Source organism: Acinetobacter sp. 766875 (genome assembly GCF_000582055.1).
GTDB classification, from domain to species: Bacteria; Pseudomonadota; Gammaproteobacteria; order Pseudomonadales; family Moraxellaceae; genus Acinetobacter; species Acinetobacter nosocomialis.
This window is the reverse complement of record NZ_JEXX01000011.1, coordinates 19,627-32,107: the sequence shown is the minus strand read 5'-3', so window position 1 is coordinate 32,107 and position 12,481 is coordinate 19,627. Positions and strand designations below refer to the sequence as shown.

Annotated in this window: 13 protein-coding genes; 4 read left to right on the top strand and 9 right to left on the bottom strand. The window is 39.7% G+C overall.

Going from position 1 to position 12,481, the window contains the following annotated elements:
* Positions 1 to 41 precede the first annotated feature (41 nt).
* Complete coding sequence (bamJ, locus tag J576_RS11145) at positions 42 to 737, top strand: BamJ family beta-barrel-assembly machinery protein (RefSeq protein ID WP_002050486.1); 696 nt, start codon at positions 42 to 44, stop codon at positions 735 to 737.
* 46 nt (positions 738 to 783) lie between these two features.
* Here bamJ and murJ read toward each other — a convergent pair whose 3' ends face one another.
* The gene (gene murJ, locus J576_RS11140; RefSeq protein WP_171072083.1) at positions 784 to 2,334 is read right to left on the bottom strand and encodes a murein biosynthesis integral membrane protein MurJ; all 1,551 of its coding nucleotides are present in this window, start codon (positions 2,332 to 2,334) and stop codon (positions 784 to 786) included.
* 74 nt (positions 2,335 to 2,408) lie between these two features.
* Positions 2,409 to 2,978, bottom strand: a complete 570-nt coding sequence (ampD, locus tag J576_RS11135) for a 1,6-anhydro-N-acetylmuramyl-L-alanine amidase AmpD (protein ID WP_002050558.1) — start codon at positions 2,976 to 2,978, stop codon at positions 2,409 to 2,411.
* Positions 2,979 to 3,149: 171 nt separating this feature from the next.
* Between ampD and nadC the strand changes: the two genes are divergently transcribed.
* The gene (gene nadC, locus J576_RS11130; RefSeq protein ID WP_002050502.1) at positions 3,150 to 3,995 is read left to right on the top strand and encodes a carboxylating nicotinate-nucleotide diphosphorylase; all 846 of its coding nucleotides are present in this window, start codon (positions 3,150 to 3,152) and stop codon (positions 3,993 to 3,995) included.
* Here the strand turns inward: nadC and J576_RS19760 are convergent.
* The 6 genes from J576_RS19760 to J576_RS11105 all read right to left on the bottom strand — a co-directional run bounded on the left by J576_RS19760 (position 3,992) and on the right by J576_RS11105 (position 10,093).
* Positions 3,992 to 4,159, bottom strand: a complete 168-nt coding sequence (locus J576_RS19760; protein ID WP_002050585.1) for an ABZJ_00068 family colistin stress protein — start codon at positions 4,157 to 4,159, stop codon at positions 3,992 to 3,994. The two genes, nadC and J576_RS19760, sit on opposite strands and share 4 nt — an antisense overlap.
* 406 nt (positions 4,160 to 4,565) lie before the next feature.
* Positions 4,566 to 6,734, bottom strand: a complete 2,169-nt coding sequence (locus tag J576_RS11120; RefSeq protein WP_002050562.1) for a phosphocholine-specific phospholipase C — start codon at positions 6,732 to 6,734, stop codon at positions 4,566 to 4,568.
* Positions 6,735 to 6,754: 20 nt separating this feature from the next.
* Positions 6,755 to 6,886 carry a hypothetical protein gene (locus J576_RS20555; protein ID WP_255210327.1) on the bottom strand — a complete coding sequence of 44 codons (132 nt, stop codon included), beginning with the start codon at positions 6,884 to 6,886 and terminating at the stop codon, positions 6,755 to 6,757.
* A 133-nt stretch (positions 6,887 to 7,019) separates the two neighbouring features.
* Positions 7,020 to 7,736 (bottom strand): ribonuclease PH, encoded by a 717-nt coding sequence (rph, locus tag J576_RS11115; RefSeq protein ID WP_001217232.1) that lies wholly within the window; start codon positions 7,734 to 7,736, stop codon positions 7,020 to 7,022.
* A gap of 158 nt (positions 7,737 to 7,894) precedes the next feature.
* Complete coding sequence (locus J576_RS11110) at positions 7,895 to 9,037, bottom strand: fatty acid desaturase family protein (RefSeq protein ID WP_080754091.1); 1,143 nt, start codon at positions 9,035 to 9,037, stop codon at positions 7,895 to 7,897.
* Positions 9,038 to 9,067: 30 nt separating this feature from the next.
* Positions 9,068 to 10,093 (bottom strand): ferredoxin reductase, encoded by a 1,026-nt coding sequence (locus J576_RS11105; protein ID WP_002050543.1) that lies wholly within the window; start codon positions 10,091 to 10,093, stop codon positions 9,068 to 9,070.
* 173 nt (positions 10,094 to 10,266) lie between these two features.
* Here J576_RS11105 and J576_RS11100 point away from each other — a divergent pair, with 173 nt between their 5' ends.
* The gene (locus tag J576_RS11100) at positions 10,267 to 10,905 is read left to right on the top strand and encodes a TetR family transcriptional regulator (RefSeq protein ID WP_002050499.1); all 639 of its coding nucleotides are present in this window, start codon (positions 10,267 to 10,269) and stop codon (positions 10,903 to 10,905) included.
* Positions 10,906 to 11,041: 136 nt separating this feature from the next.
* Positions 11,042 to 11,689 (top strand): TetR/AcrR family transcriptional regulator, encoded by a 648-nt coding sequence (locus J576_RS11095; RefSeq protein ID WP_002050537.1) that lies wholly within the window; start codon positions 11,042 to 11,044, stop codon positions 11,687 to 11,689.
* Between the two features lie 78 nt (positions 11,690 to 11,767).
* Here the strand turns inward: J576_RS11095 and J576_RS11090 are convergent, their stop codons facing one another.
* Positions 11,768 to 12,385: a thiol:disulfide interchange protein DsbA/DsbL gene (locus J576_RS11090; protein ID WP_002050528.1), complete on the bottom strand. Its 618-nt coding sequence runs from the start codon at positions 12,383 to 12,385 to the stop codon at positions 11,768 to 11,770.
* Between the last annotated feature and the right edge of the window lie 96 nt (positions 12,386 to 12,481).

Below are 12,481 nucleotides of genomic sequence, written 5' to 3'. Positions count from 1 at the left end.
CAGGAGAGTCGTTATACTCTCCTGTTTTTTTGGAAAATGGCATGAAAAAAATCAGTTTGGTTATTGCTGCATCAACAATGAGTTTATCTGTTATTGCTGCGACACCTGTAACAAATAAAAGCCCAGCAAAAGATCAGTTTAGTTATAGTTATGGCTATTTAATGGGTCGTAATAATACTGATGCATTAACAGATTTAAATCTTGATATCTTTTATCAAGGTCTTCAAGAAGGTGCACAGAAAAAAACTGCACGCCTGACAGACGAAGAAATGGCTAAAGCAATTAATGAGTATAAGAAAACTTTAGAAGCTAAACAGCTCGTTGAGTTTCAAAAACTAGCGCAACAAAATGCTCAGGCTGGCGCTGCTTTTCTCGCTGAAAATGCGAAAAAATCTGGTGTGATTACAACTAAATCGGGTTTGCAATATCAGGTATTAAAAGAAGGTTCTGGTAAAACACCTAAAGCTACTTCTCGCGTAAAAGTCAACTATGAAGGTCGTTTACTTGACGGGACTGTTTTTGATAGCTCAATTGCACGCAATCATCCTGTAGATTTCCAATTAAACCAAGTGATTGCAGGCTGGACAGAAGGCTTACAAACAATGAAAGAAGGTGGTAAAACCCGTTTCTTCATTCCAGCTAAACTTGCTTATGGTGAAGTTGGTGCTGGTGATAGTATCGGTCCAAATAGTACGTTAATTTTTGATATTGAATTGCTACAAGTTTTGCCAAAGTAATCCTCTAAAATATAAAAAAAGCGATCTAAATTGATCGCTTTTTATTTTAGTGTTTTAAATCTCTTGGTCTAAAGCCACTAATCAATAAGCCAATTAAGTAAGCGATTACGCCTACTACACATAGACCTGCGACCTCAGCAATGCGGATCCATTGAGAAAGCTCGCCGTTATACCAATTTAACCCAAACCAAAGCGCTGCGATCATGGCAAGGTTTGCCAATCCATATTGAAGAATCAGTTTTTTCCAATGTGAGCCGAATCGGAAAATATTACGCTTATGTAGATAGAAGTAGAGCAAACCAGCATTTACCAAAGCTGAACCAGAAGATGCCAACGCAAGCGCCATATGTTCAGCCTGCCAATGGATTAGTTTAAAGAATCCAATAAATACAACGTTTAAAATAGCATTTGCGGCAACAGACATTAAACCCACACGAACTGGTGTTTTAGTATCTTGCTGAGCATAGAAACCCGGTGCAAATACCTTAATTAGCATAAAGGAAATTACACCAGCACTCATACATTGCAATGCAAGTGCAGTCATTTGAGTGTCATGTAGGTCAAACTCACCACGTTGGAATAGAGCCTGAATAATCGGTGTAGAAAGCATAAATAAAGCAATACTTGCTGGTAATCCCACCAATACAATAACTTTTGCTGCCCAGTCGATCATACCGCGGAACTTTTCTTGATCTTGCTCAGCATGGCGTGCTGAAAGCGAAGGTAAAATCACTGTACCAATTGCAACACCAATTAAACCTAAAGGTAGTTCCGTCATACGCTCAGCACTATAGAGCCAAGATACCGAACCATCTTGCATGAAAGATGCCCAAATTGTATTTAACAACAGGTTAATCTGAGTTACAGATACGCCAAATAATGCAGGAAGCATTAATTTTAAAATACGTTCTACACCCTCGTGTTTAAAATCAACTTTAGGTGTAATTAGGAGGTTTTTACGCCATAACTCAGGAATTTGTACAGCTAACTGTAAAATACCCGCTGCTACAACTGACCATCCTAATGCTTTAATTGGCTCAGCCATATACGGCGTAAGCCACCATGCACCAGCAATCATTGCTACATTGAGCAATACAGGTGAAAAAGCTGGAGAAGCAAAAGAACCATAACTGTTTAAGATACTGCTGGCAAAAGCAGTCAGTGACATAAACATTAAATATGGAATAGTCAGACGGAACATACTGACCGCTAAATCGAACTTTTCAGGGTCATTATGGAAGCCCGGCGCATACATATAGATGATCGCCGGAGCTAACACCATAGCCACAAAAGTGAGTAAGGTCATGACCGTGAGTAAGCAACCAAATACCCGACTAATCAGGATTTGAACTTCAGCATGTGCTCGGCCTGTTTTATATTCGGTTAGTACCGGAATAAAAGCCTGAGAAAAAGCTCCTTCGGCAAACAATCGTCGAAAGAAATTGGGAATACGAAAAGCCACAACGAAGGTATCGAAATCTTTACCCGCACCAAACACGTTGAGCAATACGACATCTCGTACCAACCCCAACACACGTGACAACATCGTCATCGCACTGACAATAAAAGTCGATCGCCATAATGCCATCGTACTCACCTACAGCTATATATTCGAAAGTCGCTATTGTAATGAAACTAGAAAATCTTTTCGTTGTGAAATGATGAATGAACTCAAGTTTTTTTCTGTGTTAACAGTTGTCTAAAATGCTGCCATTTAAAATAAGGACCCGGATCGGTTTTTCGGCCCGGTGCAATGTCTGAATGCCCTGCAATATGATTCTTAATTTCAGGGTAAGCTTGGCGAATGGCCCTAACCACATCTGTTAGTACGTCGTACTGTATCTCTTCAAAAGGTAAATCATCACTTCCTTCAAGCTCAATACCAATTGAATAATCATTGCATTCAACTTTGGCTAAATAGCTCGAACGCCCTGCGTGCCATGCACGATCATTAAAATTAACAAACTGTAGGACCTCACCTGTTCGTAAAATTAACAGGTGCGTAGAGACCTGCATCCCTTCAATAGTCTGAAAATAGGGATGTATGGACCAATCTAACTTATTTTGGAAAAACTGCTCAATATAGCCCCCCCCAAATTGAGAAGGTGGCAAGCTAATATTATGAACCACAATCATTTGAATTTCGGTACCAGCCGGACGCTGGTTAAAATTTGGAGAAGGAACTTGTCTCGCCCCTTTTAACTGCCCATCTATAACTTCATACGGTGTGATCTGCTTCATTGAGATGCCAATAAATTGCTTGCCAATTGTTTTAGTTTAAAACAGTTATATGCTTTTCAGAGTAGTCAGTACGATTGTTTATCGCGATTAAACGAATAAAACAGCTTATTTTTAAAGTCGACGGTGCTAATATATCGCAAGTTTTAGGGTCATCGACAAAATGGAAACCGTATGAGCATACCTCAGTCTTTGCTTGAACAGTCAATTCAAATCAATATTCAACAAGCATTACAAGAAGATATTGGGGACGGCGACATTACCGCTATGCTCACACCTGAAGATGAGCAGGCCACTGCAACCATTATTAGCCGTGAAGATATGGTTTTAGCTGGACAGCCATGGGTTAATGCTCTCATCTCAGCTTATGACAACACTGTACAGGTGACTTGGTTAAAACAAGAAGGTGACCATGTTGCTGCAAATGAAGCCTTTTTAAAGCTTGCTGGTTCTGCACGTAGCTTACTAACTGTAGAGCGCCCTGCTCTAAACTTTATTCAAACATTATCGGCTGTGGCTACAAAAACTGCTGAATATGTTCAACATCTTGAAGGTTTAAATACAAAACTTCTCGATACACGTAAAACTTTACCGGGCCTACGTATTGCACAAAAATACGCAGTAACCGTCGGCGGCGGACAAAATCACCGCCTCGGTTTATTTGATGCATTCTTAATTAAAGAAAACCATATTATGGCAGCGGGCGGTATTGCCCAAGCGATAGCAAAAGCACATCAAATTGCACCAAGCAAACCTGTTGAAGTCGAAGTTGAAACTTGGGATGAGCTAAACCAAGCACTTGAAGCAGGTGCAGATATTGTCATGCTCGACAACTTTAGCCAACAACAAATGATAGATGCTGTAAAACACGTGGCGGGTCGCTGTAAACTCGAAGCTTCGGGCAATATCACTATTGAAAACTTACGTGAAGTAGCGACGACTGGTGTCGACTATATTTCTATGGGCGTATTGACTAAAGACGTCAAAGCCGTTGATTTATCAATGCGTTTTAATGCTTAAATAAAATCCACGTCATTCTTGGTATTTTTTTGCGACTTGGTCATGTCTGCTGCTTGTGTTTTTTGCCATGCTGACTGAGTCGCTTGTGCCCCGTTATCTCGTGGGTCGGCAGCCATTAAAACAAATGTAACTACTGCTAATAATACAATAAAACCTTGTAGCATAAATTTTCCCCATCACTTTAAAAAAATTAGGGTTTCAAGGTAAAAGATAAATATGACCAGGCTTAGGAGATTCTGTTACAAAAGGTAAACCTTTATTTTTATTATTCATCTAAATAATAAGATATTACTCCCCTTCATTTATATTTCCCAACATTAGATTATGCGAGATGTCATCTACAACCTGCCCAAAATCTATGAATATATTGTTTTTGCAATAAATCAGATATATGCAGGAAGAGAACAGGTTTTGTAGATGACAAATGCATTTGGTTACTTTGGGCGAAACCAAAGTAACGAATTAGCTACTTCCACTGGATGAATAAATGATAAGACTCCGTCGTGCTAGCTAATTTAAAATAATGATTAACTTAAGACTTCATCTTAATCATTCATTCATTAGAGCAACTTAAGACTCTAAATAACCCATATATGGATCAGAAATTGAATCTTCTTGAGTTTCTATACGTCCTGCAAAACGGCGACTAAACGTTGCATCATCAGCTAATGACACCGTAAAGTCATACCAACCACCAAATTCAGACATATCCCAAACCAATTCTTTTTCGGAACTGTTGGTTTCTATATTCCATGTTTTATTTGGTAGATAAGCATTTGCTTTGACTGTGAGCTTAACTGACTTACTGCCATCATGACGCACTTTTAAATACAAATTCGCATCACACTCTTCCACACATACTCTAATTTCCGGTAACGCTTGAGTTTGGTTAACTTGGCTCAAATTACCTTTAAACGCACGGTGGAAACCATTTGGTCCAAGTACCCATAAATCGTACTGTCCATTGATAGTATTCCACACGTCATCAAGCTGTTTCCCCGCCTCAACCATATAACGGCGTGGAATTGACGTTAGATCCAATCGGTTATACACATGGAAAACGGCTGCCTGTTTACCCGTATTAGAGAACATCAATTTAACTGTTTTTTGAGTGCCATCAACTTTGGCACTGGTGTGCAAAATATATGGCAAAGCACGTGATGGTCGAATCCCCATTTCCTGCTGCGGAAATTGCTGCTGGCTCGGAACAGGAACTTGGGGCAATAAAGCTTGAGCAACACGAATCGCATCGGCTTCGGCTTTGGTTTTCTTCCCATCTAGTTCAGCAACAGGCAAAAGATTCGGTGTTTTAAAATTAAAAGCCGTTGTTAAATCACCACATACAGCACGGCGGTATGGGCTAATATTCGGCTCTTGCACACCAAAGCGTTTTTCCAAGAACTGTAAAATAGAAGTATGGTCAAAGACTTGAGAATTTACCCATCCTCCACGGCTCCATGGTGAAATCACGTACATTGGAACACGTACACCCGGACCATACACTCGACCATCTGGCTTAGGTTGAGATTTCGAAGTCGCTACTGCTGGATGGTTAAAGTACTCATAAGATACTTGCTGATCCGTTAAAGTGGTTTTTCCATATACAACACCATTTGCATCTTTAGACGGTGCACTTGGTGAAGGAACATGGTCAAAGAAACCGTCATTTTCATCGAAGTTCACCAATAAAACGGTTTGACTCCACAACTCAGCATTTTCAGTTAACGCATTTAATACTTCCTGAATATACCAAGCGCCTTGCACAGGACTAGATGGCCCTGGATGTTCACTGTAAGTTGCAGGAGCAACTAACCAACTCACTTGCGGTAATTTACCCTGAGCAATATCAGCTTTAAAAGTTCCTAGAAAACCACCGTCTGGCATGGTATTGGCAATACCTTTATAAAGTGGTTGAGCCGCATCGATTTTTTCATCATATGCTGGACAGGTGAGCGTATCGTTACTGACTGGCTGACCAGATTGCTCATTTGCACGGCGATACTGTTTGAAACCAGCTAAGGGGTTATCGGTAAAGTTATCCGGCATGTTTTGATAAACTTTCCATGTCACGCCAGCTTGCTGTAAACGCTCAGGATAAGTCGTCCATTCATAACCTTCTGTTGATGGGCCAATGCCATCAAATTCGTTGACCACACTCGCAACACCTGCCCCTGTAGGTCCATTAGTTCCCGTCCAAATAAATTTACGATTCGGGTTGGTTCCCGCATGCATAGCGCAGTGGTACGCGTCACAAATCGTAAAAGCATTTGCTAAGGCAAATTGATATTCAACTTCTTGCTTTTTGTAATAGCCCATCGACTGCGGTTTTTTATATGCTACCCAATCACTCATACGACCATTGTCCCAAGCAGCTTGGCCATCAGACCATGAGTGAGGTGTACCTGAAACACGCTGAGCATTTCCTAAACGGCTATCTAAATGGTATGGCAGTACTTTATTTTTCTTAGCATCGTATTGTTCCCACACCTTGCGGCTTTCTGTCATAGGAATGGTAAAACGGTCACCAAAACCACGTACACCTTTTAATGTTCCGAAATAATTATCAAATGAACGGTTTTCCTGAGTCAAAATCACGATGTGTTTAACATCTTGAATAGTTCCACTTTCAACTTTCGCATCAATAGCCAGCGCTTTTTGAATACTTAGCGGAAAACTTGCCAGAGCGGCTGTCCCAAACATAGTTTTTGTAGAATTTAAAAGAAATTCGCGACGATTCATTTTTTCATCCTTAATTTTTATTATGGTGCACAGTGCATTTTGCAATTGCTGGTTGGTGGTGTTGGCGATGAATTATCTGAGTTGTTGTCATCGTTACAAGCACTGAGCATAAGCGCTAAAGATGTAATTAATAAAAGTGAAAATTTTCGCATTGATTTTTTCCAAACGGTTTAAATGCGAACTACTAATAAAGTGAAAAGGTGACAGACAAGTGATGTTTTTATGTCGATTTGATGAAGGCATAAAAAAACGCATCCGAAGATGCGTTTTTTAGATAACTTGAAATTACCAGCCTAAAGCTTCTTGTTGCTTTTTAATCAGCTCGGCAATTCCTTTTTCAGCCATTTCTAACATGGCATTGCTTTGAGCACGGGTAAACGGTTTGTCTTCCGCTGTACCTTGAATTTCAATAAACTCGCCAGCTTGTGTCATTACTACGTTTAAGTCAGTTTGACAATTCGAATCTTCTTCATAGCAAAGATCAAGCAATACTTCGTCTTGATACATGCCTACAGAAATTGCAGCAACTAAGCCTTTAAGGGGATCTTGCTTGATTTTTTTCTGCGCAAGTAAAACATTCATCGCATCAACCAATGCTACAGCAGCACCAGTGATTGAAGCAGTACGTGTACCGCCATCTGCCTGAATGACATCGCAGTCGATGGTAATGGTATTTTCACCCAGCTTTTTCAAATCAACCATCGCACGTAAGCTACGGCCAATGAGACGTTGGATCTCTTGAGTACGACCAGTTTGTTTACCACGAGCAGCCTCACGGTCACAACGTGAGTGTGTTGAACGCGGTAACATGCCATATTCTGCTGTTACCCAGCCTTGACCTTGGCCTTTTAAAAAGCGTGGCACTGAGTTATCAATGCTTGCAGTACAAAGGACTTTGGTGTGACCAAATTCGACCAGCACAGAACCTTCAGCATAACGGGTGTAGTTTCGTGTAATTTTCACTTCACGTAATTGGTCTAATGCACGTTGGTCAATACGCATAATCCTTCCTAAATTCTCTTAAATACAAACTTGGGCATAGTATAGCAAAGGATTTTGACAGGTTGAGTTTATTCCCTACTTTCAAATGTAAGTCTGCACTTTTCATGACTTAAAAATAAAAATAGCCCCTTTTTAGGAGCTATTTATTGGTCTATCGATTAGGCAAATTTGAATTTTGCTTTTAATTTTTCTAATGTCTGCATCACTTTTGCAGTTGTATGGTTTGGTAATGAGCATTTTGCTAAACGCACCCATACACTCCAGAACTGGCGCATAAAGTTCGCTTCGTTGTAGTTAATGCCATATTCTGCACAAAGTGCCTTAATTTTCGGTGCTACTTCTTTATAGCGATTAGCTGGCATATCTGGAAATAAATGGTGTTCAATTTGATGGCTTAAGTTACCACTCATAAAATGCAGCCATTCTGTACCACTAAAATTACTTGATCCACGAATCTGGCGTAAATACCACTCTGCCTTGGTTTCAGTGTCGGTATTATCCGGCTCAAACGTTTCTGCATCTTCAGTAAAATGACCATTAAAAATTACAGCTGATGACCATAAGTTACGAATAATATTGGCAACTACATTTCCCGCAAAAACCGGTAAAAACATAGGGCCAGAGATCACAGGGAAAAATACATAGTCTTTTAAAACTTGGCGTGTGGCTTTTTTACGGACTTTAGCAGAATCTTTCCAAACCTGTTTCCAGCTCTTGGTTTTATAAACTAATGCATCTTCAAGGTGTAAGTTTTGTACACCTACATACCATTCAAAGAAAAACATTAACTGTAGACCGAGTGGAATATTAAACAGGTGACGAGGTTCCCACTTCTGTTGATCACTTACTCGTAAAATTCCATATCCGACATCGTGGTCTTTACCGACAATATTGGTGTAGGTGTGGTGTACATAGTTGTGTGTTTCACGCCAGTCATCACCAGAGGCAATGGTATCCCAATCATAGGTATTACCATTCAGACTTGGCTCATTTAACCAGTCAAACTGACCGTGCATAACGTTATGACCAAGTTCCATGTTTTCTACGATTTTAGAAATACCCAGTAAACCTGTACCCAATAACCAGACAGGTGGAATCCAGCCACCAAACATCAACATGCCACGTGATGCGATTTCGGTATAGCGGACAAAGTTACGGACTTTGTAGATATATTTTGCATCTTGCTCACCAAGACTTTTCATAACATCTTGTCGAATCTGTTCAACACGGCGGCCAAATTCTTCAGTTTGTTCCGGTGTTAAATGAGCAGATTTAGAAACAGTAGAAAATTCTAATGCCATATTCATAGGGGTAATCCTCTTTAATTCTTTTTATAGATCAATCGTGACTGGGCTTAATGCCTGGCTCACGCATAGTTTAATTGGACGATTCGGTTGGTCTTCAATTTCACCTGTTAACAGGTTTTGAGTGACCCCGCTCACTTTGGTACAACTGCATTTATTGCAAACACCCATACGGCAGCCATGTTGCGGACGTAGTCCCGCCTGCTCTGCACTGCTCAGTAAATTTGTTTCAGCTAAAAATTCGTGTTGAGCACGGCGGAAAATAACAGGCTGTGCTGCATGTGTACTAGTCACTTGAAGTGGTTGGAAATATTCTTGGTGAAGCTGAGACTGAGCACCTTTTTGCGCATAAATTTCATTCGCCTGCTGCATCATGCCGTGGTGCCCACATATATAGGTCGCAGTCTGCGCAAAATCTGGAACCAGCTTTTGCAGTAAGCTTTCCGTTAAATGTTGTTTTTGCTCGCTGGTATTAAAAAAATGATACTGAAGCTGTGGATGCTGTTCTGCTAAAGCTTTTAATTCGGCATGAAAAATTTCCGCACGATTAAAATAAATGACATGGATTTGTTCAAGCTGCTGTTTTAAAGCTTGCTGCAAGAGTGAATAAATTGCAGTAATACCACTTCCTGATGCAATTAAAATTGCAGGCTGCTGACCTTCATGCAAAGTAAAATTACCTTGTGGCTGTGAAATCTCAACACACTCGCCCACATGTAACAGTTGAGCTGCACGAGACACCAAGCCTTGTACTTTAATACCTAAAGTGATTTCACCTTGAGTGGTTACTTCAATAATCGAATAGCTACGTTGTTGGTAAACGCCATCGATAAGCAACGTCAATAGAATACTTTGTCCCGCACAAACCTGATCGAAATTAAAATTACGATTTGGTTTAAGTCTAATGAGCACCATATCGGTATGAAGCGGCTGAACAGCGGTAACTTCTGCAAGTACCCTTTTCCAAGCCCAAGTCGCGTTAATTTTCTGCAAAACAAAATCAACGAAATCTTCTCGAACCCAATGTGGTTGATAGTTAAGTGTTGCGTTCATACGTTCCTCTTTTGTTTCTGGCTATTTATTTGAGTGAACACATGTTCGTATAGTGAACATATGTACACTATATTTATAAGTGTTCACTCAGTCAACACTTGTTCACTATTTTTTTTATGAAAGTTTGCTCTTTTTTGTTAGACTTTGGCTCACGGTTTAAATAGGTTTTTTTAATGTCGATACGGGATGAACGAAAACAGCAAAGTCGTCAGGCACTTCTCGATGCAGCCTTGCATCTAAGCACGTCTGGGCGTTCGTTCAGTAGTATCAGTTTGCGTGAAGTTGCACGTGAAGTAGGTTTGGTACCAACAGCGTTCTATCGTCATTTTCAAGACATGGATGAACTCGGTAAAGAACTGGTTGATCAAGTCGCGCTGCATTTAAAAAGCGTTTTGCATCAACTTGGACAAAGTTATTTACAACATAAATCTGCTAAAACCCAAACCAGCATTGAGCTATTTGTGCAGGCAGTGAACCATAGCCCTAAACAGTGGCAATTTATGATTGCTGAACGTTGGGGTGGTTCGGAAACGGTTCGTGCAGCTATTGCCAGAGAAATTGAATTTTTAATTGAAGACTTAACGACAGATCTGACTAAGCTCGAAAATTTTAAACATATTCAAAACCCTCAAGACTTAAATGTCTTATCTACCATTTTGACCAATATGTCATTTACGTGGGCAATGACGTGGCTCAACCTCGTCAAACAATATCAAGGTGAGCAGCTCAAACAGCAACAAACTGCGTTTATTGAAAATGCGTCTACACAAGTTCGCTTACTGTTTAGAGGCATTGCCAACTGGGAACGATAAAACTGGCAAATGACAAAAAACAGGTTATGTGTTAATACGTAAAGAGTGAAAGAAAAAGGCTAAAATTTCGAGAAAAGTCTTTTTCTTTTTACAGGAAGTAAACTATTCGTTAGGCCAAACTGGTGTGGGAATACCTATGAATCTTGATCGTCATACACAATTTTTGATGCGCAAAGAAAAAATTCTAAGCGTTGCAGAAAAATTGTTACTAGAAAACAATCAGGAAATTACTCTAGATGAATTAGTGGCCGAGCTAGATATCGCAAAAGGTACGCTTTATAAACACTTTAGAAGTAAAAATGAACTTCTGCTTGAACTCATTATTCAAAATGAAAAACAAATTTTAGAAATTTCTCAAAAATATAATACTGATTTCAAAGAGTATGCTCCGCGTTACATGCTCCATCATTTGCTCACACCAGGAAAAACGATTTTATTGCATCAGCTTGAAGAAAATCTGACCATGACAGAGTCTAAGTTGAAGCATCTTTTTGAAGAGCTGTATGAAATCCGTCAGCAACGTATTTTAGCAATTAAAGATATTACAGAAAGTTATTTAAAATCATTAAATTATGACATGTCGATTCGTGACTATTTATCTTATATCTGGTCACTGACTTACGGTGCATCGTTGCTTTTAAACTCGACTTATTATCAGCGTTCGATTGGTTCTCGCCAAAAATTGATTAATTTATATATTAACCAAGCCTTATCACTACCCACCCAAACCACCAATTTTGATGCGCTAAATTTTCAGATTGAAGATGAGAATTCTCAAAATTAATTGAATGATTTCGTGATTATGAAATAAATTTTATAAAAAAGGGCTTCTGATGAAGCCCTTTTTCTAACGCACTCAAAATTATTTTGCTTTACGTTCTTTCTCAATTAAGTAATTAAGTACTTGAGTAACTTTACCATCTTCACCCTGTACAACATACTTACCATTTACCACTACAGCAGGAACGCCTGTTAATTGGTACTGTTGAGCAAGTTTATTTGACTCGGCAACTTTTGCAGTTACTGCAAATGAGTTGTAAGTGCTATTAAATTTTTGTTCAGGCACACCGTAACGAGTAAAGAATTTAGCCGCAGAAGCCTGGTCAAAAATCTGCTGACCATTCACCTGAATTGCATGGAATAATGGTAAATGCGTGCGCTTACGTACGCCTAATGCCTCAGATGTATAGTAAGTACGTGCCCCTTGTTCCCATACTTTGTTCATAGCAGCTGGCGTACGTACGAAACGCACATCGCTCGGAATCTGTTTTAACCACTCTTGCATATGCGGTTCAAGTTTAAAACAGTGTGGACAACCATACCAAAAGAACTCACGAACTTCGATTTTCCCCGGTACTTCCACTTTGCCTGGATTGGCAATTACGGTGTAGTCTTTACCAGCAACGAAATCTGCTGCCATTGCACTACCCGATATGGCCATAATTGCTGCACTCAAACCACCCAAAACCAATTTTTTCATTGTTACAGCTTTTCCTCTAAGTTGTTATGCATTAGCTTATGCCCTAAATATAAAACAAATATGCTAAATTCGTTTTGCTTCTGTGAAGTTTTTTAT